Annotated in this window: 20 protein-coding genes, 1 tRNA gene and 1 pseudogene; 15 read left to right on the top strand and 7 right to left on the bottom strand. The window is 67.3% G+C overall.

The window, feature by feature from the left end:
* The 5 genes from K7711_RS44805 (at window position 1) to K7711_RS44825 (ending at window position 4972) form a co-directional block, all read left to right on the top strand.
* Window positions 1-2067, top strand: a complete 2067-nt coding sequence (locus K7711_RS44805) for an acetyl/propionyl/methylcrotonyl-CoA carboxylase subunit alpha (RefSeq protein WP_222978883.1) — start codon at window positions 1-3, stop codon at window positions 2065-2067.
* Window positions 2068-2070: 3 nt separating this feature from the next.
* Window positions 2071-3234 carry an acyl-CoA dehydrogenase family protein gene (locus K7711_RS44810; protein WP_222978884.1) on the top strand — a complete coding sequence of 388 codons (1164 nt, stop codon included), beginning with the start codon at window positions 2071-2073 and terminating at the stop codon, window positions 3232-3234.
* 9 nt (window positions 3235-3243) lie between these two features.
* Window positions 3244-4032, top strand: coding sequence for an enoyl-CoA hydratase family protein (locus K7711_RS44815; RefSeq protein WP_222978885.1), 789 nt, complete (start codon window positions 3244-3246; stop codon window positions 4030-4032).
* A 6-nt stretch (window positions 4033-4038) separates the two neighbouring features.
* Window positions 4039-4680, top strand: a complete 642-nt coding sequence (locus K7711_RS44820; RefSeq protein ID WP_222978886.1) for a TetR/AcrR family transcriptional regulator — start codon at window positions 4039-4041, stop codon at window positions 4678-4680.
* Between the two features lie 219 nt (window positions 4681-4899).
* Window positions 4900-4972, top strand: a tRNA-Glu gene (locus tag K7711_RS44825).
* A 79-nt stretch (window positions 4973-5051) separates the two neighbouring features.
* Here the strand turns inward: K7711_RS44825 and K7711_RS44830 are convergent.
* Together K7711_RS44830 and thiD are read right to left on the bottom strand one after the other, a co-directional pair.
* Window positions 5052-6299 carry a bifunctional glycosyltransferase family 2/GtrA family protein gene (locus K7711_RS44830; protein ID WP_222978887.1) on the bottom strand — a complete coding sequence of 416 codons (1248 nt, stop codon included), beginning with the start codon at window positions 6297-6299 and terminating at the stop codon, window positions 5052-5054.
* 116 nt (window positions 6300-6415) lie between these two features.
* On the bottom strand, window positions 6416-7264 hold the full coding sequence (gene thiD / locus K7711_RS44835; protein ID WP_222978888.1) for a bifunctional hydroxymethylpyrimidine kinase/phosphomethylpyrimidine kinase: 849 nt from the start codon (window positions 7262-7264) through the stop codon (window positions 6416-6418).
* Between the two features lie 73 nt (window positions 7265-7337).
* Here thiD and K7711_RS48790 point away from each other — a divergent pair.
* A pseudogene (locus K7711_RS48790) lies at window positions 7338-8484 on the top strand (GTP-binding protein).
* 99 nt (window positions 8485-8583) lie between these two features.
* Here the strand turns inward: K7711_RS48790 and K7711_RS44845 are convergent.
* Both K7711_RS44845 and thiC read right to left on the bottom strand, forming a co-directional pair.
* Window positions 8584-9282: a DUF5995 family protein gene (locus K7711_RS44845; protein ID WP_235748775.1), complete on the bottom strand. Its 699-nt coding sequence runs from the start codon at window positions 9280-9282 to the stop codon at window positions 8584-8586.
* Between the two features lie 480 nt (window positions 9283-9762).
* Window positions 9763-11403, bottom strand: a complete 1641-nt coding sequence (thiC, locus tag K7711_RS44850; RefSeq protein ID WP_222978891.1) for a phosphomethylpyrimidine synthase ThiC — start codon at window positions 11401-11403, stop codon at window positions 9763-9765.
* Window positions 11404-11650: 247 nt separating this feature from the next.
* Between thiC and K7711_RS44855 the strand changes: the two genes are divergently transcribed.
* From K7711_RS44855 to K7711_RS44865, 3 genes are all read left to right on the top strand, one after another.
* The gene (locus tag K7711_RS44855; protein ID WP_268929814.1) at window positions 11651-12334 is read left to right on the top strand and encodes a TetR/AcrR family transcriptional regulator; all 684 of its coding nucleotides are present in this window, start codon (window positions 11651-11653) and stop codon (window positions 12332-12334) included.
* A 287-nt stretch (window positions 12335-12621) separates the two neighbouring features.
* Window positions 12622-14448: an acyl-CoA dehydrogenase gene (locus K7711_RS44860; protein WP_222978902.1), complete on the top strand. Its 1827-nt coding sequence runs from the start codon at window positions 12622-12624 to the stop codon at window positions 14446-14448.
* Window positions 14449-14601: 153 nt separating this feature from the next.
* Complete coding sequence (locus K7711_RS44865; protein ID WP_040828591.1) at window positions 14602-15240, top strand: hypothetical protein; 639 nt, start codon at window positions 14602-14604, stop codon at window positions 15238-15240.
* Between the two features lie 10 nt (window positions 15241-15250).
* On the opposite strand, the gene K7711_RS44870 is transcribed toward K7711_RS44865, so the two are convergent.
* The 3 genes from K7711_RS44870 to K7711_RS44880 are packed head-to-tail and all read right to left on the bottom strand — an operon-like array spanning window position 15251 to window position 17658.
* Entirely contained in the window at window positions 15251-16066 is an 816-nt protein-coding gene (locus K7711_RS44870) for an exodeoxyribonuclease III (protein WP_222978904.1), read from the bottom strand.
* Between the two features lie 49 nt (window positions 16067-16115).
* Window positions 16116-17078 carry an N-acetylglutamate synthase, CG3035 family gene (locus tag K7711_RS44875; RefSeq protein ID WP_222978906.1) on the bottom strand — a complete coding sequence of 321 codons (963 nt, stop codon included), beginning with the start codon at window positions 17076-17078 and terminating at the stop codon, window positions 16116-16118.
* On the bottom strand, window positions 17068-17658 hold the full coding sequence (locus K7711_RS44880; RefSeq protein ID WP_222978908.1) for a peptide deformylase: 591 nt from the start codon (window positions 17656-17658) through the stop codon (window positions 17068-17070). Before K7711_RS44880 ends, K7711_RS44875 begins: the two co-directional genes overlap by 11 nt.
* Window positions 17659-17784: 126 nt before the next feature.
* Between K7711_RS44880 and napA the strand changes: the two genes are divergently transcribed.
* From napA to K7711_RS44910, 6 genes are all read left to right on the top strand, one after another.
* The gene (napA, locus tag K7711_RS44885) at window positions 17785-18129 is read left to right on the top strand and encodes a nucleoid-associated protein NapA (protein ID WP_222978910.1); all 345 of its coding nucleotides are present in this window, start codon (window positions 17785-17787) and stop codon (window positions 18127-18129) included.
* A 39-nt stretch (window positions 18130-18168) separates the two neighbouring features.
* The gene (locus K7711_RS44890; protein WP_308015224.1) at window positions 18169-18726 is read left to right on the top strand and encodes a LytR C-terminal domain-containing protein; all 558 of its coding nucleotides are present in this window, start codon (window positions 18169-18171) and stop codon (window positions 18724-18726) included.
* Between the two features lie 144 nt (window positions 18727-18870).
* Window positions 18871-19554, top strand: a complete 684-nt coding sequence (gene sodC, locus K7711_RS44895) for a superoxide dismutase[Cu-Zn] (RefSeq protein WP_222978912.1) — start codon at window positions 18871-18873, stop codon at window positions 19552-19554.
* 10 nt (window positions 19555-19564) lie between these two features.
* On the top strand, window positions 19565-20710 hold the full coding sequence (locus tag K7711_RS44900; protein ID WP_222978914.1) for a glutamate--cysteine ligase: 1146 nt from the start codon (window positions 19565-19567) through the stop codon (window positions 20708-20710).
* Between the two features lie 84 nt (window positions 20711-20794).
* On the top strand, window positions 20795-22168 hold the full coding sequence (locus K7711_RS44905; RefSeq protein ID WP_222978916.1) for a phosphatase PAP2 family protein: 1374 nt from the start codon (window positions 20795-20797) through the stop codon (window positions 22166-22168).
* 515 nt (window positions 22169-22683) lie between these two features.
* The gene (locus tag K7711_RS44910) at window positions 22684-24906 is read left to right on the top strand and encodes an AAA family ATPase (protein ID WP_222978918.1); all 2223 of its coding nucleotides are present in this window, start codon (window positions 22684-22686) and stop codon (window positions 24904-24906) included.
* Window positions 24907-24938: the final 32 nt, after the last annotated feature.

Genomic DNA, 24938 nt, shown 5'->3' on the forward strand with positions numbered 1-24938 from the left:
ATGGAAATCACGAACGTTCTGGTCGCCAATCGCGGGGAGATCGCCCGGCGCGTCTTCGCGACGTGTCGCCGCATGGGAATCGCCACCACCGCCGTCTATTCGGACGCCGACGCGAATTCGCCCCATGTGGTGGAGGCGGATTCGGCCGTCCGGCTGCCCGGCAACGCTCCGGGTGAGACCTATCTGCGTGGTGAGCTGATCATCGAGGCGGCGCTGGCCGCCGGTGCGGACGCGATTCATCCCGGCTACGGATTCCTCTCGGAGAACGCCGGATTCGCGAAGGCCGTGCAGGAGGCCGGGCTGATCTGGATCGGCCCGCCCGTCGCGGCCATCGAGCAGATGGGCTCCAAGGTCCAGGCCAAGAAGATGATGGACGCGGCCGGGGTCCCGGTGCTGAAGCAGCTCGACCCGGCCGAGGTCACCGCCGAGGTGCTGCCGGTGCTGATCAAGGCGTCGGCGGGCGGTGGCGGCCGCGGTATGCGGGTGGTGCGCGAGGTGGCCGATCTGGCCGCGCAGCTCGAGGCGGCGCAGCGTGAGGCCGAATCGGCCTTCGGCGATCCGACCGTGTTCTGCGAGCGGTATCTCGAGACCGGACGGCATATCGAAGTGCAGGTCATGGCCGACACGCACGGCGCGGTGTGGGCGGTGGGGGAGCGCGAATGCTCCATTCAGCGGCGGCATCAGAAGGTCGTGGAGGAGGCTCCCTCGCCGCTGGTGGAGAAGATCGACGGCATGCGGGCGGCGGGCTCGGAGGCGGCAGCGGAGCGTAACCACGCAGAGCCCGGCGCCCGTGTGACAGATGGGCCGAGCATGCGCGAGCGGTTGTTCACCGCGGCGCGGCTGGCCGCGGAAGCGATCGGTTACGAGGGAGCGGGCACGGTCGAATTCCTGGCCGACGAGAAGGGCGATTTCTTCTTCCTGGAGATGAATACCCGTCTGCAGGTGGAACATCCGGTCACCGAGCAGGTCACCGGACTGGATCTGGTCCGGTTGCAGTTGCAGGTTGCCGCCGGACGTCCGTTGCCCGCCCGGCAGCCGGGTCTGCGCGGGCATTCCATCGAGGTGCGCCTGTACGCGGAGGATCCGGCGCAGGATTGGCAGCCGCAGAGCGGTCCGGTGTATAGGCTCGACATTCCCGGCGCCACAGGGGAGTTCACCGTCCTGACCGAACCGGGCGTGCGCCTGGACACCGGTGTGGTGGACGGCTCGCAGGTCGGAGTGCACTACGACCCGATGCTGTCCAAGGTGATCTCCTATGCCGAAACCCGGGACGAGGCAGCGCATCTGCTGGCCTCGGCGTTGCAGCGGGCGAAGATCCACGGATTGGTGACCAACCGCGATCTGCTGGTCCGGGTTCTGCGGCATCCGGCCTTCCTCGCAGGTGATACCGATACCGCGTTCTTCGCCACACACGGACTCGAAAAGCTTTCCGCTCCTTTGATTTCCGAAGGCGACGAGAAGCTGTCCATCGTGGCCGCCGCCCTGTCCGACGCCGCGGCCAATCGCGCCGCGGCCCGCATCGGCGCGGGCCTGCCCAGCGGCTGGCGCAATCTTCCCTCTCAGCCGCAGGCCAAGTCCTACGAGTCCCGGATCAGCGGTAAGCACGAGATCCGCTACCGCCTCACCCGCGCGGGCCTCGAGGTCGACGGTGTCGACGGCCTCGAATTGATCGAGGCCACACCGGATTCGGTCACCCTGACCGTTCCCGGCGACCGAGGCCGGGTTCGCCGACGCTTCGAGATCGCCCGCTACGGCGATCTGGTGACGATCGACTCGCCACTGGGCCCGGTAGCGGTGAAACGCCTGCCGCGCTTCGAGGATCCGGCCGATCAGGTGGCCGAGGGCTCGCTGCTCGCGCCCATGCCGGGCGCGGTCATCCGTCTCGGCGCAGCGGCGGGTGACCCGGTCGAGAAGGGGCAGCCGATCCTGTGGCTGGAGGCGATGAAGATGGAGCACACCATCGCCGCCCCGGCCGCGGGGATCCTCGCCGAATTGAATGTCGTTGCCGGTCAGCAGGTCGAGGTCGGCGCCGTGCTCGCCGTGGTCCACAGCGAAGATCAGGAGTAGCCCATGAGTTTCATCGAATCCGACGAGCAGAAGGCGCTGCGGGCCGCGGTGGCCAAGCTGGCCGAGAAGTACAACTTCCGCGACTACGCCGGACCCAAGGCCCGGCGCAACGAGCCGTACGACGAATTGTGGTCCGAGGCCGGGAAACTCGGCTTCCTGGGCGTGAATCTGCCCGAGGAGTACGGCGGTGGCGGTGCGGGCATCTACGAGCTCGCGCTGGTGCAGGAGGAGCTGTCCGCGCGCGGCTGCGGCCTGCTGCTCATGGTGGTGTCCCCGGCAATCTGCGGCACGATCATCACCAAGTACGGCACCGAGGATCAGAAGAAGTACTGGCTCACCCGCCTGGCCGACGGCTCGTCGAAGATGGTCTTCGGCATCACCGAACCCGACGCCGGATCCAATTCGCACAAGATCACCACCACCGCCCGCCGCGACGGCGAGGACTGGATCCTCAACGGCCGCAAGATCTTCATCTCCGGCGTCGACCAGGCCGAGGCGGTGCTCATCGTGGCCCGCACCGAGAACGCCAAGACCGGCAACCTCCAGCCCGCCCTGTTCATCGTGCCGACCGACGCCCCCGGACTGGTCAAGACGGCGCAGCAGATGGACATCATCGAGCCGGACAACCAGTTCACCCTGTTCCTCGACGATGTGCGCCTGCCCGGCACCGCGCTGGTCGGCCAGGAGGACGCGGCCATCGCGCAACTGTTCGCGGGCCTGAATCCCGAGCGGATCATGGGTGCGGCGATGGCGGTGGGCATGGGCCGCTACGCCATCGACCGCGCGGTCGAATACGCCAAGGAACGCGCGGTGTGGAAGGGTGTGCCGATCGGTGCGCACCAGGGTCTTTCGCATCCGCTCGCCCAGGTGAAGATCGAACTGGAGCTGGCCAAGCTGATGATGCAGAAGGCCGCGGTGCTCTACGACTCCGGCGACGACTTCGGTGCGGCCGAGGCGGCGAACATGGCGAAATACGCTGCGGCGGAGGCGAGTATCAAGGCGTTGGACCAGGCCATCCAGACACACGGCGGCTCGGGCCTGACCAGTGACGTCGGGTTGGCCGGGATGCTCGCCGCGGCCCGCATCGCGCGCGTGGCGCCGGTCAGTCGCGAGATGATCCTGAACTTCGTCTCCCAGCACTCGCTGGGCCTGCCCAGGTCCTACTGAGGGGTGATGATGAGCGAAACTTCCGGTGCCGATTCACCTTTCGTGCACTACGAGGTGAGTGACGGATTCGCCGTGCTCACCCTGGATTCGCCGCACAATCGCAACGCGCTGTCCTCGCGTCTGGTCGGTGAACTCCTCTCGGGTCTCGAGCGCGCCGCCGCCGACGAGTCCGCACGCGGTGTCGTCCTGACCCACACCGGCAATACCTTCTGCGCCGGTGCGGATCTCAAGGAGGCCCTGGATGCCGACCCGGCCGCGGCGGCGGATATCCGGACCCGATGGATGATCCGGGTGCTGCGGGACATCCTGGAACTTCCCAAACCCGTTGTGGCGCAGGTCGATGGCAATGTCCGCGCCGGTGGTATGGGCATTCTGGCCGCGTGCGACATCGCCGTGGCCGGTCCGTCCAGCACCTTCGCGCTGACCGAAGCACGAATCGGCCTGGCCCCCTTCATGATTTCGCTGACGCTGCTGCCGCGCACGACCTCCCGCGCGGCCGGGCGTTACTACCAGACCGGCGAAACCTTCGACGCCGCCGAAGCCGAACGCATCGGCCTGATCACCGTGGCGGCGCAGGACGCGGGCGCGGAGGTGAACCGGTTGCGCGGCGAACTGCGCAAGGGCTCACCCCAGGGTCTGGCCGAGAGCAAGCGTCTGGTGAACGCGTCCCTGCTCGCCGAGTTCGATCGTTCGGCGGATGAACTGGCGAAACGGTCCGCCTCGTATTTCGGAACGCCCGAGGTGGTCGAGGGTATGACGGCCTTCTTTCAGCGTCGTCCGCCGAGCTGGGCAGAATAGCTCGTCATGGCTACCCCGCACGAACCCAAGCAGGACCGCAGCCGGGCCACCCGGCAGCGGCTGCTCGAATCGACCATCGACACGCTGGCCGAAACCGGTTGGGCGGCGGCCACCGTGGCCGTGGTGGCCGAACGGGCCGGGGTGTCACGCGGTGCGGCACAACATCATTTCCCGACCCGAGAGGATCTGATCACCGCGGCACTCGAGTACATGTTCGACATCCGCATGGCGCAGGCCGAGACGGAGGCGCGCAGTCTGCGGCGGATCGCGGAGGGTGTCGGCCGCACCGAGGCAGTGGTGGGCTCGCTGGTCGAGTCGTATACGAGTCCGCTGTTCAAGGCCGCTCTACAGGTGTGGACGCACGCCGCCGCCGACCCCGCCCTGCGCGAACGCATCGTCCCGCTGGAGGCCCGCTTCGGCCGAGTCTCACACCGCATGGCCGTGGGCGCGCTGGGCGTCGACGATTCCGATCCGGTCGCCCACCATCTCGTCCAGGCCACCATGGACCTGGCCCGCGGACTGGGCCTGGCCGACGTCCTCACCGACGACTCGTCCCGTCGCAAGGAAATCGTCGCCCAATGGGCCAAAACCCTGCACGCTGAGTTATTCGGCCTCCGCTCCGCTGCGGCGGGGCCGGGGCCCTATTAACCCCGCTCCTTCCCTCCCTCCGCTCCCCCGCTTCGCTCCTGCGCTTCCACTCAGTCCAGGACCGGGGCGGGCCGCGGCCTTGGGGTGGGCGTGCCTCGGGGTGGGCGGCTCTCAGGTGATTTCAGTTGTGCTGTGTATTTGGTTGGTCGACGGGGTGTGACCGGCCCAACTTGATTTGGCTGGCGGCCCGATCGCGGTTACGCTAGGCGGGTTGTTCCTGGCCCCGTCGTCTAGCGGCCTAGGACGCCGCCCTCTCAAGGCGGTAGCGCGGGTTCAAATCCCGTCGGGGCTACATCGAGAAGCCGCGCACAGTGTGCGCGGCTTTTTCCTTTCTCGACGAATCCGCTTGGCGGCCGGTCGAATTCGGGTCGCTATGCGACGTTCTCGGCGGCCCGCGAGCCGCCGACCGCATTGCGGAACACCCAGCGCAGCGCGATGAACCGGATCAATGTGGCGACCAGATTGGCAACCACCAGCACGAACAGTTGCAGGTGCACGGCCGCGCCGGGAGCCCAGTGATGCAGCGCGAACAGCGAACCACTGGTCAGGAACCAGGTGAAGACGAAGATCAACAACCCCTGGATCTGATGCGAGACGGCCTTGCTGGAACCGCGCACACCGAAGGTGAACGCCCGGTTGGCTGTCGTATTGCCGATGGCCGTGATCAGCAGCGCCAGGAAATTCGCCGCTTGCGCACCGGTGAGCGGCTGCAACACCAGGTACAGGACCATGAAGGCGAGCGTCGAGATCACCCCGACGATGCCGAATCGCACCACCTGCCCGACCATGCCCAGCGGCACGCCCTCCACCAGCGGCTCCCGCCCGATCGCGATACGCAGTTCGTTGATGGGCAGCCGACCGGTCGCCAGGGCGCGCCCGAGCCGCCAGATGCCACGCAGATCCTTGCGGGCGGTATCGATGATGTCCACGCGCGAATCGGGATCATCGATCCAGTCCACCGGAACCTCGTGGATCCGCAGGCCGGCGCGTTCGGCGATGACCAGCAGTTCGGTGTCGAAGAACCATTCCCCGTCCTGCACCAGCGGCAGTACCAGCTGGCCGACGTCGGTGCGCATGGCCTTGAATCCGCACTGTGCGTCGGAGAACCGCGCCTGCAGCGACGCCTTCAGGATCAGGTTGTAGCTACGAGAAATGAATTCGCGCTTGGGTCCGCGCACCACGCGCGAGGACTTGGCCAGTCGTGTGCCGATCGCCAGATCCGAATGTCCGGACACCAGCGGTGCGACGAGTGGCAGCAGCGCGTTGAGGTCGGTAGACAGGTCGACGTCCATGTAGGCGACGACCTGCGCGTCCGATGCCTCCCAGACCGCGCGCAGCGCCCGGCCGCGACCCTTGCGATCCAGATGCACCACATGCACGTCGTCCAGCTCGTCGGCCAGCCCCTGGGCGACGGCCAGAGTGGTATCGGTGGAGGCGTTGTCCGCTATGGTGATCCGCGCACTGAACGGGAAGCCGTCACCGAGGAACTCGTGCAGGCGCCGCACGCAGACGCCGAGATCACGCTCCTCGTTGTAGACCGGGATCACCACATCCAGCACCGGCGTCAGTACGGCATCGTCCGGATCGCACTCGTGAGCCGCCGTTGCGGTGTCGGTCATGGGCTCCACCGTTGAGGACCAGCCTTGGTTCTGGCTGCGGCAGAGCTGGGAGATTCCTGGGAGAGTGGCCGCAGGGGTTGCGCGATTCAAGTTTCAAACAAAGAATATTTGGCCCCTCAATCGTGGGAATGCAGCCGCCACAGCGGTGAAACCGGTCCGTGGCCGGCGCCCAGGTCGTAGGACGCGGCCAGGCAGCGCCTGGTCCACTCCTTACCGAATTCCACCGCCTCGGGAACGGTGTAGCCGTGCGCGAGCGCGCAGGCGGTGGCCGCGGCCAGGGTGTCGCCGCCGCCGTGGTCGTTGCCGGTCTCGATGCGCGGGGCGGACAGTTCGACGAACGTGTCGCCGTCGTAGAGCAGATCGGTGCTGAACGCCGACGAACGCAGATGCCCGCCCTTGACGATCGCCCAGCGCGGTCCCAGTCCGTGCAGTGCCTCGGCCGCCTTGTGCGCCGTGCGGTCGTCGACGACCTCGATCCCGGTGAGCAGCCGTACCTCGTCCAGATTCGGAGTGACCAGGGTGGCACACGGAATCAGCGTGTGCCGCAACGCATCCAGCGCCTCGGCGTGCAGCAGCGGGTCGCCGTGCATGGAGGCCGCGACGGGATCGACCACTAGCGGGATGTGCCCGTCGCGGCCGATGCCCAGCTCCCGGCACACGTCTGCGACCGCCTCGATGATCGGGGTCGAGGCGAGCATGCCGGTCTTGGCCGCGCCGATGCCGATATCACTGACGACGACGCGCACCTGATCGGCGACCACCTCGGGCGGGATCTCGTGAAATCCGCTGACGCCCACCGAATTCTGCACCGTCACCGCCGCCACCGCGACACAGGCGTGCACGCCGAGCAGGGCCATCGTGCGGGAATCGGCCTGGATGCCCGCGCCGCCGCCGGAATCGGTCCCGGCAATGGTCAGCGCACGGACCGGCGTGCGGCCATCGGGAGTCAGGGGCAGAAGTCTCACACCCTCAGACATTACGTCGCGCCGATCCGGGCCCCGCTGCAAGTTCTTTAATGAAAACGATTATCATTAGCTCGTGACCGCATCGACGAACGCTCCGCTGCCCGTGACCGTCCTGTCCGGATTTCTCGGCGCGGGTAAGACGACCCTGCTCAACCACATCCTGGCCAATCGCCAGGGCCGCCGCGTCGCGGTGATCGTGAACGATATGAGTGAGGTGAACATCGACGCGGCCCTGGTCGCGGGCCAGGCGAGCCTGGACCGGACCGAGGAGAAACTGGTCGAGCTCACCAACGGCTGTATCTGCTGCGCGCTGCGCGAGGATCTGATCGAATCGGTCGGCGCGCTGGCCCGCGAGGGGCGTTTCGACCAGCTGGTGATCGAATCGACCGGGATCTCCGAACCGATGCCGGTCGCGGCCACCTTCGAATGGGAATTCGAGGACGGCTTCCGGCTCGGCGACATCGCGCGGCTGGACAACCATGGTGACCGTCGTGGACGCCTCCACCTTCCTGGCCGAGGTCGTGAAGGGCCAAGCCCTGGCCGACCGGGACATGCAGGCCGCGCAGGGCGACGAGCGCACCATCGCCGATCTGCTCATCGATCAGGTCGAATTCGCGAATGTGCTGGTGCTCAACAAGACCGACCTGGTGAGCGCGAATGCCGCGGGCACCGTGGAGGCGACGATCAGGCGGCTCAATCCGGCCGCGCACATCGTGCGGTCCGCGCACGGCGTCGTCGAGTTGGCCGAGGTGCTGGGCACCGGCCGCTACAACCCCGACATCGCGGCCCAGTTCGACGGCTGGGAGGACGAACTCGCCGGTGGCCACACCCCCGAAACCGAGGAATACGGCATCAGCAGCCTGACCTTCACCGCCGATCGCCCCTTCCACCCCGAACGGCTGGAATCGGCTCTGGCACAACTGCATCGGCTGCTGCGCAGCAAAGGCTTCTTCTGGCTCGCGACCCGCCCTCACATGGCCGCGATCTGGTCGCAGGCGGGCCCCAACCTGACCTTCGAGGCCGCCGCCTACTGGACCTCGCTGGAGATGACGCCCGGCCAGGAACTGGTGTTCATCGGCGTCCGCCTGAACCGCCCGCACATCCGGGACCTGCTGAACACCGCCCTGCTCACCGACACCGAACTGGCGGCCGGACCCGCTGTCTGGCAACAGTATCCGGACCCCTTCCCGTCCTGGGGCGAGCTGCACGAACACGCATGAGGGGCGCGTTCGTGCAGCTCCGTGCGGCTTGCCCGACCCGGTGGTCGGAGCGTTGCCCGGCGAGCCGCACGAACAAGCCCGTCACGCCCGCACCGGTACTCATAATTTGTCGAGTCGGGTGAGGACGTCGAACGCGGCTTCGGCGGACTCGTGCAGTGCGCGAATCTCCCCCACGGTCGCGTCGTGGAGGGCCGGGTCCTGCAGCGTCAGCCCGTTGCCGAACACGATCACGTTGTAGCCGTCGTCTGTGGCCCGGAGCATGGGACCGGTCGCAACGCCTTGTCCGACAAGCTGATCCAGCCCCTCGCCGAGAAAGTAGAATCGCCACAGCGGGCCGATGTCGACACCATAGGCAGCCTTGGTGCGATCGGTGATCGGCAACCCTTGTCGAGCGATCGCATCGACGATTGCGAAGTGGTCGCCCGCATCCTCCGGCCGCGCGCCCACCGCCGCAACCGAATACGCCAGATCGACCGTGAGATGGGCGTTGTAACCGGCCATCGCCACCCGGGCGCCGGAGATGCCGCAGTCCGCTGCCTGGGAAAAGTATCGAGCCCACTGCGGTTCCAGCATCCCACCGGTGAATTCGCGGTGGAACGCGACCAGGAACCGCCGGGCGAGCTCCAGGCTGACCGCGTGCGCGTACGCGGGGTGGGCGAATGCCGCCGGGGCACGCTGTAACGGCATCACGGCCTGTTGTTCGGACAGATCGAGCCCGATCGGAAACAGTCCTCGCCGATCCCGATGCCGCACCAGAATGTCGGTGATGCGGTGATGCCGTTCGATGGCATCGCTCAATCGCCGTATCGGAGTGCCCGACAATGTGCTCGTGTCCGAGAGTGCGGCAATCGCTTCGACCTCGCGGTCGGACAGCGGTATCCCGCACCCCGCGGTGGCGACCGAAGGCGCCGTCGCTGTCGCCGGAGTGATGCCCGCGACCACCGCGGCGCACGTTATCCCGACCAGTACCCACTGTGGCATCCCAACCCGAACCAATGCCGGTCCTCCCTGCGCTCATATGCGATCTCGGGCCCGCTGTCGTCGGGGCTATCAGATCATCGCGCGGAGCCCCCGCGGTGGAGCATCGGCCCCGCGACAACGGCCCCCGGCGAGCGCGGTCGGATGGTGCCGAGTCTGCGTGCGCACCAGATAACGGCATTCGTACCGTGGGGAACACGCACGCGAACCCGGGTCCGTCGTCCCGGAGGAGGTCGGGGTCAGGCGGGACCCCGACCTCCGCTGGGAGGCCGGAACCGGGCTCGATTGTGGGGGAACGGTTTACGAGACGACCGGGAGGTAGACGTGGTTGCCGGACTCGGTGAATTCGGCGGACTTCTCGGCCATGCCGGCTTCGATCGCGTCGACGTCGGTGAGGCCGTGGCTCTCGGCGTATTCGCGCACGTCGGCGGAGATGCGCATGGAGCAGAACTTCGGGCCGCACATCGAGCAGAAGTGCGCGGTCTTGGCGGGTTCGGCGGGCAGGGTCTCGTCGTGGAATTCGCGCGCGGTGTCCGGATCCAGTGACAGCGCGAACTGGTCGTGCCAGCGGAATTCGAAGCGCGCCTTGGACAATGCGTCGTCCCGGTCCTGCGCGTGCGGCAGACCCTTGGCCAGATCGGCCGCGTGCGCGGCGATCTTGTAGGTGATGACGCCGACCTTCACGTCATCGCGGTTGGGCAGGCCCAGATGTTCCTTGGGCGTGACGTAGCACAGCATCGCGGTACCGGCCTGGGCGATGATCGCCGCGCCGATTCCGGAGGTGATGTGGTCGTACGCGGGCGCGATATCGGTGGCCAGCGGTCCGAGGGTGTAGAACGGAGCCTCCTCGCACAGCTCCTCTTCCAGGCGCACGTTCTCCACGATCTTGTGCATCGGCACGTGGCCGGGGCCCTCGATCATCACCTGCACGCCATGGGATTTCGCGATCTTCGTCAACTCCCCCAGGGTGCGCAGCTCGGCGAACTGGGCCTCGTCGTTGGCGTCGGCGATCGAGCCGGGACGCAGGCCGTCGCCCAGGGAGAAGGTGATGTCGTACTTCGCCAGGATCTCGCACAGCTCGTCGAAATGCGTGTACAGGAACGATTCCTGATGATGCGCCAGGCACCACGCGGCCATGATCGAACCGCCGCGCGAGACGATGCCGGTCACCCGCTTGGCGGTCAGCGGCACGTAGCGCAGCAGCACCCCGGCGTGCACGGTCATGTAGTCCACACCCTGCTCGGCCTGCTCGATCACGGTGTCGCGGTACATCTCCCAGGTCAGCAGCGTCGGATCGCCGTTGACCTTCTCGAGCGCCTGGTAGATCGGCACGGTGCCCACGGGCACGGGCGAATTGCGCAGGATCCACTCGCGGGTCTCGTGGATGTTCTTGCCGGTGGACAGGTCCATGATCGTGTCGGCGCCCCAGCGGGTGGCCCACACCATCTTCTCGACCTCCTCGGCGATCGAGGAGCTCACGGCCGAATTGCCGATGTTCGCATTGATCTTCACCGCGAACTTCTTGCCGATGATCATCGGCTCGGATTCGGGATGCTTGTGATTGGCCGGAATCACCGCGCGTCCCGCGGCGACCTCATCGCGCACCAGCTCGGGCGAAACCCCTTCGCGCGCAGCGATATACCGCATCTCGCTGGTGACGATGCCCTGCCGGGCCCAGGCCAGCTGGGTGGGCGGACCGGCGAGGTCGGGCTTGGCCCAGCCGTCGCGCAGTTCGGGCAGACCGGCGTCGAGATCGATCACGGCCGCATCGTCGGTGTACGGGCCCGAGGTGTCGTAGACGTCGAAGTGCTCACCATTGGTGAGATTGATCCGGCGAACCGGAACACGCAGGTCATCGACCTGCAGATAGTGCTTGACACTGCCCTGAACGGGACCGGTGGTCACGGTGTCGACCGTGCCCTGGACATGATTCGATGACATGTGAAGCCTCCCTACGCCGGCATTATCCGGTCAGGTTCGAACGGTCGACGGCCCTGATTCGCCCGGAAGGGCTAGCCGTCCTCTCAGCCCGCTGGTGCGAGCCCCCGCATGTTCGGTTGTGGTACCCGGCCGAGAGTACATGCCCCCGGCGGGGCGCGTCAGCGGACCCGGGCAGGAATTTCGCGACGGGAAGCTGATCGACGACAGCCGGCTCACTGGCTTGCTCGGTACCGATTATGGTCAAGGAATGGCCCACAGCAAACCTTCCGCACAGACGGAATCCGCATCGGTGAATCAGCGGACCCGCGGTCTGGACGCGGAGCAGCGCAGCGTTCGACGCCGCCGGAAAATTCTGGATGCTGCGATGGATTTATTTGCGAAGCATGGGTTTTGGAGCACCTCGATCGAGCACATCTGTCAATCGGCCTATGTGGGCACGAAGGCTTTCTACGAACACTTCGAGAGTAAGGAGGCCTGCTATCGGGCACTGCTCGATCAGGTCACGGCACATACTCAGCAACATGTTGCCGAGCGTGCCGCCGCAGTGGCCGAACTGCCCTGGTCGCAGCGCTCGCCGGTGGTGATCGCCGCATTCGTGCACGCCATCGCGGACGATCCACGAGTCGCGGCCGTCGGATTCGGTCAGGCCGGGGGCATCTCGCCGGCCGTGGAACGGCAGCGTCGCGGCTACCGCCGGTGGGCCGCGGCCTTCCTGGACGCCCAGTGGTCCGGCGATCCGGATCCGGAGCCGGATCGGCAGCGCCGCAGGCTCGCACTGGCCCTGGGCGCGATCGGCGGACTCTTCGAACTCGTCACCGACTGGCTGTGCCATCACGACGACGGCGGCTGCCCGGACACGCTGCAATCCCTGATCGAGGATCTCGACCGCTACATCACGGCGGTGGACGCCGGCCGCGCCGCAGTGCTGTGAACTGATCGGGCACCCGCGTGCGGCATCGGGCGGGTGAACCTTCGGTCGCATGTGGATAACTTCTGGCAAATATTCGGATGTGAAGGCCGGTACGCCTCTGAGCAGGAAGTAATCGCCTGTTCGGCAGCTGGGCGAGTTAACGATTCGGGAGACTGTCAGCCTACGGTTGCGTAGCCTGACGGTTGTACGGCAACCTCCAGTTGTAACTGTCGACCAGTGCGCGGGGCCGGATTCGCGGATCGGATTTTCGTCCTCGCACGCTGCAATTCCGCCGAGGAGGCCGTTCCGTGTCGCACTACAAGGCGAACGTTCGTGATATCGAGTTCAACTTGTTCGAGGTGCTGGGAATCGGGGCGCTGCTGGACGGCGGCGCCTACGGCGATCTGGACGCCGACACCGCGCGAGGCATGCTGGGCGAGGTGTTGCGCCTGGCGGAGGGGCCGGTCGCCGAGTCGTTCGTCGACGCCGACCGCAACCCGGTCACCTTCGACGCCGCCACCCATTCGGCCATCGTCCCCGATTCGATGCGCAAGACCGTGGCCGCGGTGAACGAGGCGGGCTGGTCCGGACTGGGCATGCCCGAGGGGATGGGCGGGGTCCCCGCACCCTCTGCGCTGATCTGGGCGACGCAGGAAATGCTTGTGGCAGCGCATAATTCTGCGAGCTTCTTCAACATGGGCCCGCTCATGCACGAGGTGCTGTTCCGCGAGGGCACCCAGGAGCAGCAGCGCTGGGCCGCGCACGCGTGGGAGAACCGTTGGGGCGGAACGATGGTGCTCACCGAGCCCGACGCCGGTTCGGACGTCGGCATGGGCCGCACCAAGGCGACCCAGCAGCCCGACGGCACCTGGCACATCGAGGGCGTCAAACGATTCATCTCCGGCGGCGACGTCGGCGACACCGCCGACAACATCATCCACCTGACCCTGGCCCGTCCCGAGGGCGCCGGTCCCGGCACGAAGGGACTGTCGCTGTTCGTGGTCCCGAAATTCCTGTTCGATCCGCAGACGATGACATTGGGCGAGCGCAACGGGGTGTACGTCACCAATCTCGAGCACAAGATGGGCATCAAGTCCTCGCCCACCTGCGAATTGACCTTCGGCGGCGACCATCCCGCGATCGGCTACCTGGTCGGTGACGAGCACAACGGCATCGCGCAGATGTTCAAGGTGATCGAGCACGCGCGGATGATGGTGGGCGTACTGTCGGCGGGGACCTTGTCGACCGGATACCTGAATGCGCTGGAATACGCCAAGACTCGCGTCCAGGGCGCGGACCTGACGCAGAACAGCGACAAGGGCGCGCCGCGCGTCGCCATCACCCACCACCCGGACGTGCGCCGCAGCCTGGCGTTGCAGAAGGCGTATTCGGAGGGGCTGCGCTCGCTGTATCTGTACTGCTCGGCGTATCAGGATGCCGATGTGGCACAGGCCAATTTCGGCGCGGACGCCGATGTGGCCGCGCGGGTGAACGACCTGCTGCTGCCGATCGTCAAGGGCGTCGGATCCGAGCGCGCGTACGAGACGCTCACCGAATCGCTGCAGACCCTGGGCGGTTCGGGCTATCTGCAGGACTACCCGATCGAGCAGTACATCCGCGATGTGAAGATCGATTCGCTGTACGAGGGCACCACCGCGATCCAGGCGCAGGACTTCTTCTTCCGCAAGATCATTCGGGACAAGGGCGTCGCACTGGGGCATGTGGCCGGGCTGATCGGGAAGTTCGTCGAGGCCGACGGAGCCGCGCTGAAGGCCGAGCGGGAACTGCTCGGTGCCGCGCTGGCCGACGTGCAGGCCATGGCGGCCGCGCTGACCGGCTATCTGATGGCCTCGCAGCAGAATCCGGAGGAGATCTACAAGGTCGGCCTGGGCTCGGTGCGTTTCCTGCACGCGGTCGGCGATCTGGTCATCGGATGGCGACTGCTGGAGGCCGCGACGATCGCGCTGGTCGCGCTCGAGGGCAGCCCGACCGAGAAGGATCGGTTGTTCTACACCGGAAAGGCCGCTGTCGCTTCGTGGTTCGCGAAGAACCAGTTGCCGCTGCTGAGCAGCGTGCGCACGGTGATCGAGAATCTGGACAACGACATCATGCAGCTGGAAGAGGCCGCCTTCTAGCGGGCCGATTCGCGAATGATCGTGCCCCTGGGTCGCTTCGGCCGAGGGGCACGATCGCGTTCCCGGCGTGTGTCGGGAGACGCGCCGGGAAATACGGACGAACTTCACCTACCGACCACCCATTCCGGCCGGTGGCGCGGTACAACTAGCCACATGGTGTTCCCGGTGGATTTCGGCTGGATTCAAGTGCTGCTGGGACTGCTGTTCGCGGTCGCGGTCCTGTTGCTCGTCACCGCGCTGCTCAAAGCGCGCCGGGCCGGATGGCGGGTGCTGGCCCGAAGGGGAAGCAGCGCACTGGTTCTGGTCCTGATCGCGGTGCTGATCCTGTGGGTGACCACGCTGCTGCGCGCCTACCTCGGCCTGACCGGTGAGGTGAAGGCGGCGCACGTCGTCGCGAAATCCATTGCCAACAGCCCACATATGCTCGACGTGGAGGTGACCGTCTACGGCGACCGCGACCACGCCGACACCCACGCCACCTACCTGGTCGAGGGCGATATGTGGGCGCTACAGGCCGATATCGTCGAACTCGAGCCGTGGGTCAACGCCCTGGGCTTCCACTCGGGCTACAAACTCACCCGCCTGTTCGGCGAGCGTCAGGACGGCACGGCGGTGAAGCAGAACCAGATCTTCCTCAACGGCAGCGATCGGGACTTCTTCGCCGACATGCAGAATCACACCTGGTACACCCACCCCTTCGTCCGCTCCGCCTACGGCAACGCCGTCATAGCCACAACCGGCGCCTACGACGTCTACATCTCCCAGGACGCCATCAAGACCCGCCCGGCCTAGCCGGGCGAGGTCACTCCGCGATCTCCGCGACGACCGGAGCGTGATCGGAGGCGCCCTTGCCCTTGCGTTCCTCGCGGTCCACGTTCGCGTCGGTGACGCGGGCGGACAGCGCGGGGGAGGCGAGGATGAAGTCGATGCGCATGCCTTCCTTACGGGGGAAGCGCAATTGGGTGTAATCCCAGTAGGTGTAGACGCCGGGGCCGGGGGCGAACGGGCGCATGATGTCGGTGAAACCGGCGTCGGTCATGGCCGTGAACGCGGTGCGTTCCGGTTCGGAGACATGGGTCTTGCCCTCGAAGAAATCCGCCGACCACACGTCGTCGTCGGTGGGGGCGATATTCCAGTCGCCGACCAGGGCGATCTGCGCGTCGGGGTGTTCGGTCAGCCAGCGTTCACCCGAATCACGCAGGGCGGCAAGCCATTGCAGCTTGTAGGTGTAGTGCGGATCGTCCAGGGCGCGGCCGTTGGGGACGTACAGGCTCCACACCCGGACCCCGCCGCAGGTCGCGCCGATCGCGCGAGCCTCGACCACCGGCGCGGTCAACAGGGATGCCTCGGCATCCTTGTCGAAACCCGGCTGCCCGGGGAAGCCGATCTCCACCTCGTCCAGGCCGATGCGCGAGGCGATCGCCACGCCGTTCCACTGGTTGAAGCCGACGTGCGCGATCTCGTAACCGGCCTCTTCGAAACGCTCGAAAGGGAACTGGTCGTCGCGGCACTTGGTTTCCTGGATCGCCAGCACGTCGATATCGGCGCGATCCAGCCAGGCGATCACCCGATCCACCCGGGACCGAATCGAATTCACGTTCCATGTCGCCAGACGCACTGCCGGCTCACCTCTTTCGCTTCCCGGCCCGGCGCGGCCGTGCGGATGTTCAGTCGGGCGCGGCGTACCGGTACCGGTGGTGTTCGATGAAACCCATCTCCCGATACAGCGCCAGCGCTCCCGTATTCTCCACCTCCACTTGGAGATAGGCGTGGGTGGCGCCGCGCCGCTGGCCCCAGCGGATCAGCTCCGCGCAGACCAGCGTGCCCAGTCCGTGCCGGCGGTGCGGTGCGGCGACCGCGATACTGCTCAACCCGACCCAGTGGCGTCCGTCCGGCGCGACGGTGACCGCGCCGCGCCCGATCGCCAGCACGCTGGGCATACCCAGTGTCGCGAAACCCACTTCGCCCTGATGGACCGCGGTCAACACGTCTCGATCGGGTTCCATCGGCGCGACCGGCGTGGTGTCCTCACCCTTGAATCGATGCAGATCCAGCCAGGCCGCATTCGGCACGGTATCGATGCGCACCATCGAAGGACCTTGCGGCAGAACGAAATTGTCGATATCGATGCCGAGTACCACCACCTCGCACCAGGTGCGGTACCCGGGCAGTTCCGGAACCAGCCGATCCGGCAGCGCCAGTTGCATCGGCAGATCGCGCTCGGCGTACCACTCGGCGATCCGGGTCAGCGCGCCCGGGGTCAGCTGCACCGGACCGTCGACCGTCCCCAGTGGCAGAGCCGAATTCGCCCGTCGCGTATAGCCGTTTCCGGCGCGCACCAGCCAGCCGTCGATCCAGGCCCGCTCCACACCCGGCCAGCCGTCGGCCGCCGCGGACTCCAGCGCGCGGATCTCGCGGGTGCGAATCGGCCTGGGGGACAACGTCCTGGCCGCGACGACCCGTTCGGCGGGAACGGTGATCACGCCGCCGTCCGGGGTGCGCACGGTCAACGGATCGAGTGTGACCAACTCGCCGATGACGTCGGTGAACTGATGTGGATCGTCGGCGGGCAGGCGATAGCGGACCACCACGCGCCGCCCCGGAACCAGGTCGTCGGGCTCAGTCGTCATGTCCGAACGGGTCCGCTACCGATCCGGGCAGCCAGCTCGAACCCGGTGCGCCCCAACCATTTCGCTTGATCGCCTTCTTCGCCGCGCGGGCATTGCGACCGATCAGCACGTCGACGTAGAGGAAGCCGTCCAGATGGCCCACCTCGTGCTGCAACATGCGGGCGAAGAAACCGTTGCCCTCGATGGTGACCGGCTCGCCCTTCTCGTCGGTGCCGCTCACCCGCGCCCAGTCGGCGCGGCCGGTGGGGAACTGCTCACCGGGCACCGACAGGCAGCCCTCCTCGTCGTCATCGGGGTCGGGCATGGTCTCGGGAATCTCCGAGGTCTCCAGCACCGGATTGACCACCGCGCCGCGCCGGCGGTGCATCGTCCCGTCCGCGTCGAGGTCGGGGCAGTCGTAGACGAACAGGCGCAATGCCACGCCCACCTGATTCGCCGCCAGGCCAACACCATTGGCCGCATCGAGCGTCTCGTACATGTCCGCGATCAGCTCGGCGAGCTCGTCCGGTGACCGGGTGACCGGTTCGGTCGGATTGTGCAGCACCGGATCGCCGACGATGCGAATGGGGAGAATCGCCATGGTCGGACACTTTACGCGGCGTCGTGGCGGGTCCCGACACGCCGTGTGACACATCTTGTATCTCCGGTATCCGTGATTGAATGAGCCACGACGTATCGTCTGGTGGTTACTCGGCGAGGGAGCATTATGGACAGCGCAGCGGCCCGGAATCTTTCCGCAAGCGAGGACAGCTCTTCCGCGAGCGAGGTCCTCGGCACACCGGGTGCGGAACAGCTCGTCGACGGACTCGGCCGTCGCGAGCTCGAGATCCTCGATTTCGAACGCAAATGGTGGAAGTACGCGGGGGCGAAGGAAGAGGCCATCCGCGAACTGTTCGGCATGTCCGCCACCCGCTACTACCAGGTGCTCAACGCCGTCGTCGACAAGCCCGAGGCGCTGGTCGCCGACCCGATGCTGGTCAAGCGCCTGCGCCGGTTGCGGGCGAGCCGTCAGAAAGCCAGGGCGGCACGGCGACTGGGCTTTCAGGTGTGATCCGCGCGTTCGGATGCGCGGACGGTTAGGGTTGCAACCGTGAGCAACCAGAATCCGGCCCCGGGTGGACTGCCGCTGCGTGCGCTCGCCATGGTGTTGATCGCGGTGGCGATCGTCTTCGCCGGCCTGGGCGCGATGTCGCTGTCGAGTTCGCAGGCCGACAGCACGGCGTCCTCGGATTCGGCCACCTCGACGACCGCGCAGGCCGCGGCCACCTCGGCGCAGCCCGCTGCCACGACCGCGCACAGCACCACCTCCGCCGCGGCCGAGACGACGACCAGTACGACCGCGCCCACCACGACCGCCGCCGCGGGGGTCGACAAGTCGATCCCGGTGCGGGTGCTCAACAACAGCACCGTCGCGGGCCTGGCCGCCAAGACCGGGGCCAAGCTCACCGCGAGCGGCTGGAACGTCACCTCGACGGGTAACTACGCCACCGGCGTGTTGTCGAAAACGACTGTCTTCTACGAGAATTCGCCACATCAGCAGGCGACTGCCCAGGCGATCGCCAGTCAGCTCGGCGGTATCGCCGAGCCCCGCACCTCGGCGCTCTCGGGTACGCCCCCGGGCATCATCGTCGTGGTCACCGGTGGTTGAGTCCGGTGGCACGATGCCACGCGCCTACGTTGTGTAGTAGCCCCGCGCCTGCACTGCGTAACGGCTCTGGCATCATCTTGACCGGTAACGAATTTGTCCATCCAGCTTTACTCGTAAACTCGGTACTCGTAAAGGAGTTCCCCGATGGCCCCGTTCACGACACGCCGCCCGTCCTGGCGGATTGTGACCCCGGTGCTGGCGGTCGCGGTCTTCGGGCTCGCAGCCTGCACCAACAGTCAGGAGTCGAGCAACGTCAAGGGGACGACGCCGCCGGTGTGGACAGGTACCGCGGGTCCGACCGGGGCCGAGAACCCGACCGAGAGCGTCGCGCCCGCGGGTGATTCGGTGTCGGTGCCGCTGAAGGATCCCTCCGGTCAGCAGGTCGGCACGGCCACCATCGCCTCCTCCGGCGGCCACCTCGAGTTGACCGTCGACGCGCACGGTCTGCAGCCCGGATTCCACGGCCTGCACATCCACTCGGTCGGCAAGTGCGAGCCCAATTCGGTCGCCCCCGCGGGCGGCGCGCCCGGCAACTTCCTGTCCGCGGGCGGACATCTGCAGGTCGGCGACGCGCACGCGATGCCCGCCAGTGGTGATCTGACCTCGCTGCAGGTCCGCAAGGACGGTTCGGCGCATCTGGTCACCACCAGCGACGCGGTCACGCTGGACCAGGTCAAGGGCAAGGCCCTGATCATCCACGCCGGTGAGGACAACTTCGGCAACATTCCGACGCGATACACCCAGGCCAACGGAACGCCCGGCCCGGACGCCGACACTCAGGCGACCGGCGACGCGGGCGGGCGTATCGCCTGCGGTGTCATCGGGTAGCAGGTACGCCATGGGCGGGGCAAGCATCAGTCGGGTTCACTGGCACGGCTCGCCCCGCCCGACGCTCGGCGTCGAGTGGGAGATCGCACTCGTCGACAAGCAGACCCGCAATCTGTCGAATACCGCCGCGGCCGTATTCGACGAGGTCGGAGATCTGCGGGCGCATGACGGCAGGCCGCAGCTCACCAAGGAGCTGCTGCGCAATACCGTCGAGATCATCAGCGGGGTGCACGACACCGTCGGTGAGGTCGTCGACGATCTGGGCGGCACGATGGACACCGTGCGTCGCGCCGCGAATCGACTCGGCGTGGATCTGTTCTGTGCCGGAACTCATCCGTTCGCCCAGTGGTCGGCTCAATTGCTCACCCGCACAGAGCATTACGACGAGCTGATCGATCGCACCCAGTGGTGGGGGCGGCAGATGCTGATCTGGGGCGTGCATGTGCACGTGGGAGTTTCGCACCCGGAGAAGGTCTTTCCGATCCTGAACACACTGCTGCTGTCCTATCCGCATCTGCTGGCGCTGTCCGCCTCCTCGCCGATGTGGACGGGTGTGGACACCGGCTATGCCAGCAATCGGGCGATGATGTTCCAGCAGCTGCCCACCGCCGGATTGCCGTTCCAGTTCGAGAACTGGTCGCAGTTCGAGGCTTTCGTGCGCGACGAGACCAAGACCGGGGTGTTCGAACAGCTCGGCGGGATGCACTGGGATATCCGTCCCGCACCCAAGTGGGGCACCATCGAGGTCCGGGTGTGTGACGGAGTCCCCAGTCGTGCAGAGCTTTCCGCGATCGTCGCGCTGATCCACTGTCTGATCGTGGATATCGATCGAAGGGTCGAGGCCGGTGAGACGATGCCCGTTCTGCCGCCCTGGCATGTGCAGGAGAACAAGTGGCGCGCAGCACGTTACGGGCTCGATGCGATCGTCATCACCGATGCCGACAGCAATGAGCGGCTGGTGACCGACGACCTGTCCGACATGCTCAACCGGCTCGAGCCGACCGCCAAACAGCTCGGTTGCGAGCGCGAACTCGCCGCCGTCGCAGACATTCCCGCGCGGGGTGCGTCCTATCAACGTCAGCGTCGGGCGGCCGCCGCGGCGCAGGGTGATCTGATGGCCGTGGTGGACGCACTGGTCCGCGAACTCGATCACTGAGGGCTGTCCCGGCTTTCGCCTACCAGACGCCGATGATTCAGCTACCCAGGGGGGTGGCGTTCATCGCATGTTTACTATGGGTCCGTGCTTCTCGATGATCCTCGCGCCGGTTACGACGGCGATTCGCGCCGTAGCCGGTTTCGATGGCCATCGAGCCGAACCCGGACGGCACTCGCGGTGGCGGCGGTGCCGCTGCTGTTGCTCGTATTGCAGATCGTGGCCTCGCGCAACGGTTTCGAAGGTCCGCTGCAGAGTGTGTGGCACGACTATTTCGGGACGCCCAAATCGATGTCGATGCCATGGGCCGGGCTCGCGTTGGCGCTGGTCGGACTGTCCTGGCGACGTCGGTTCGGGACGCTCGCGGTGGCGATCGCGCTGGACGCGGTGATCGCCGGAACCCGTGTGGCGCTGGGTGGTCCGTTCACCTTCGGCAACGGTGCGGTGATCACTCTGACCGGTCTGGCGCTGGTGGCCTGGCTGGGCTGGGAGGGGCGCGAGAAACGCAACGCGCTGCATGCGGCCGCGCTGGGCGCACTGTTGATCCTGGCCACCAAGGTCGGTGACGTCTGGTTGCACGTCACGGTGATGGCCGGGCCGAATGTGCTGGATCGGTATGTGGCGCTGGCCGATCGGGCCCTGGGCGAACCGGCCTGGACGGTGGCGCGGATACTCGATTCGCTCGGTCCGGTGCCGCCCGCGATCCTGCACTGGGTCTATATCGAGTTGCCGGTCGGGGCGATGGTGATCGCGGTGTGGCAGTTGCGGCACGTGGCCGCGGCATCGAATCGCGCGGGGGTGTGGCCGAGTCACTATCTGGTGCGGACGTTTCTGGTGCTCGGCCTGGTCGGGCCGGTCGTCTACCTGCTGTTTCCCGTGGTGGGTCCGATGTTCGCCTTCGCCCCCGACGGGCACGGGCTGCAGATCGGCAATTTCTGGCCGCATCACGTGCCGCCGTTCGATCACGCGCCCGCCGCTATGCGGTTCGACGCGTTCACCCCGCGCAACTGCATGCCCTCCATGCACGCGGCCTGGTCGACGTCGATATTCCTGCACTCCCGCCGCGACGTCGACGGTTCGCCCGCACCCCGCTGGCTGCGCTGGGGCGGCGCGTTCTGGGTGTTGGCGACCCTGACGGCCACCCTGGGCTTCGGCTACCACTACGGCTCGGACCTGATCGCCGGTGCGGTCCTGTGCCTGACCGTCGAATCGGTCCTGCGCGCCCCCGAACGCGGATGGGACCGCGCCCGCATCCTGATCATCGCCGCGGGCGCGACCCTGTTCGCCGCCCTCCTGCTGTCCTTCCGCTACCTCCCCCTGTGGATGGCCCAGCACCCCGTCCCCGCGGGCCTGATCCTTCTGCTGCTGGTAGCCGCCTACGCCCGCGCCTTCTACAACACCTGGTTCGCCCACCCCGCGCCCAGCAACTCCGACAACAAGGACAGCGCCCTCGCGCGCTAGGCCGCGCAGTTGGAACATCGCAGGCGACCGTCTTCCGTCGACCACGAACAACGCCGTCAACCCGACCGGTTTCCGAAGAACGCGCACAGTGGAAAGTGCTGCCCATCTCGACACCGCCGACTCCGATGCGGAGTTGGAAAACCACAGTTCACGTGACTTGCGCCCGTCCCTCGACAACGTCGACTCCGAGGCCGTGGCCCGCGCCGATTCCAGCCGACGGAGCGATGAGCGCGGCGACTGAGCCGTAGAGGAGAAGCCCAAGGCCAACCCAGGCCCGCCCACCCCGGACTACGTCAACTCCGAAGGAGCTGGGAGCCCAGCCACTGAGCGAAGAAGGCAGGAGCCGTGGGACAACCCAGGCCCGTCCACCCTGGGTAACGCCAACTTCAAAGGTCGGGGCCCGGGTCGATTCTGGACTGACGGAGCGGGGGAGCGAAGCGGAGGAGCGGAGGAGGGAAGAATCGGCCCTTCGGGTGCCCCGACCCGCCGGAGCGAAGCGGAGGCAGAATGGCACTGTGCCTGAAGTTCCGGAGTTGGTGCTGTCCGCTCGATTGAATCGTTCGGCTGCGGATGCGCGGCGGGGGGTGGTGCGGGTGCATCCGGAGGCGCTGGCGGCGCTGGGGTTGCGGGAGTGGGACGGCATCACGGTGATCGGCTCGCGGCGGACCGCGGCGGTGGCGGGGGTTGCTCCGGCGGGGACTCCGGCGCGGGCGGTGCTGCTGGACGATGTGACGTTGTCCAATGCGGGAGTGCGCGAGGACGCCACCGTGGTGGTTTCTCCGGCAACGGTTTTCGGGGCGCGGCGGATCGCGGTGACCGGGTCGGCGCAGGCGATGCGGTCCGTTGCGGAGTCCACCCTGCGGCAGGCGCTGCTGGGGAAGGTGGTGACGGTGGGGGATACGGTTTCGCTGTTGCCGCGCGATCTGGGGCCGGGGACCAGTACCGCGGCGGCCTCGCAGGCGCTCTCGCGGACGTTCGGCATCGCGTGGACCTCGGAATTGCTGACAGTCACCGGGACCGATCCGGGGAAGGGACCGGTGAGTGTGCAGCCGAACAGTGCCGTGGTGTGGGGTGCGGGTGTTCCGCCGGTGGAGGCGTCGCACGATCCTGGTGGCGGGCCGGAGGGGTCCGTCGAGCCGGGTAAGCGGATGACGGTGCGGGAGCGGCCTTCCGCGGTGCCGGTGGCCGAACTCACGGGCGTGCGCGCGCAGTCCGGGAAGCTGACCGAATGGCTCAGCCTCGCCCTGGACGAGCCCGAGCTGCTGAAAACCCTCGGCGCCCCGCCGCATCTCGGCGTGCTGATCACCGGACCGGCCGGGGCCGGGAAGGCGACGCTGGCTCGCGCGGTGTCCACGCCGCGTCGCATCGTGGAACTCGACGGTCCCGCGGTGGGCGCGACCGAGAGCGGCACCCGGCTGCGCGAGGTCGCGCTCGCGGTGTCGGAGATCGGTTCCGGCGCAGGCGGTGTGCTGTTGATCACCGATATCGACGCGTTGCTTCCGGCCGATCGGGAACCGGTGGCGACGTTGATCCTGGACCAGCTGCGCGCCGCGGTCGCCACCCCCGGAGTCGCCTTCCTGGCCACCACCTCTCATCCGGCGGGTATCGACCCCCGTTTGCGCGCACCGGAATTGTGCGACCGCGAGGTTGCGCTGACCCTGCCGACCGCGGCCGTGCGCAAGGATCTGCTGGCGCAACTGCTGCGCAGGGTGCCCACCGACGGCTTGGTTCTGGACGAGATCGCTTCTCGTACACCAGGTTTCGTGGTGTCCGATCTGGCGGCGCTGTGCCGGGAGGCGGCGTTGCGCGCGGCCTCGCGGGCGAGCCGGGACCATACCGATCCGGTGCTGACCCAGCCGGACCTGGTCGGCGCGCTGGAGGTGATCCGCCCGTTGTCCCGTTCCGGCACGGAGGAATTGGCGATCGGCAGCCTGAGCCTGGACGACGTCGGCGATATGGCCGAAACCAAACAGGCGCTGACCGAATCGGTGTTGTGGCCGCTGCGGCACCCGGACTCCTTCGCCCGCCTGGGCATCGACCCGCCGCGCGGTGTGCTGCTCTACGGCCCGCCCGGGTGCGGTAAGACGTTCCTGGTGCGCGCGCTGGCCGGGAGCGGCCAGCTCAGCGTGCACGCGGTCAAGGGAGCGGAGCTGATGGACAAATGGGTCGGCTCGTCCGAACGCGCGGTCCGCGAATTGTTCCAGCGTGCCCGCGATTCCGCCCCCTCGCTGATCTTCCTGGACGAGGTGGACGCTCTCGCGCCGCGGCGCGGGCAGAGCAGCGACTCCGGCGTCGGTGACCGGGTGGTCGCGGCACTGCTCACCGAACTGGACGGCGTGGAACCGCTGCGCGAGGTCGTCGTGGTCGGCGCGACCAACCGCCCCGAGCTGATTGATCCCGCTCTGATGCGTCCCGGCCGCCTCGACCGTCTGGTTTTCGTCCCGCCCCCCGACGCTGCCGGACGCGCCGACATCCTGCGCACCGCCGGCCGCTCGGTCCCCCTCGCCGACGACGTGAACCTCACCGACCTGGCCGAAACCCTGAACGGCTACTCCGCCGCCGATTGCTCGGCCCTGCTGCGTGAAGCGGCCTTGGCGGCCATGCGTCGCGACGTCGACGCCGCGGACGTCACCGCTGCCGACGTCGCCACGGCTCGCGCGGCGGTCCGCCCGTCCTTGGACGCGGCTCAGGTCGAGTCCCTGCGCGCTTATGCCGAACGTCGGGCGTCGGACACCTGACCCGCGCGCGGCCGACCGCGACATCCCGCCCT

Source organism: Nocardia coffeae, assembly GCF_019890715.1.
In the GTDB taxonomy this organism is placed as follows: Bacteria; Actinomycetota; Actinomycetes; order Mycobacteriales; family Mycobacteriaceae; genus Nocardia; species Nocardia jiangxiensis.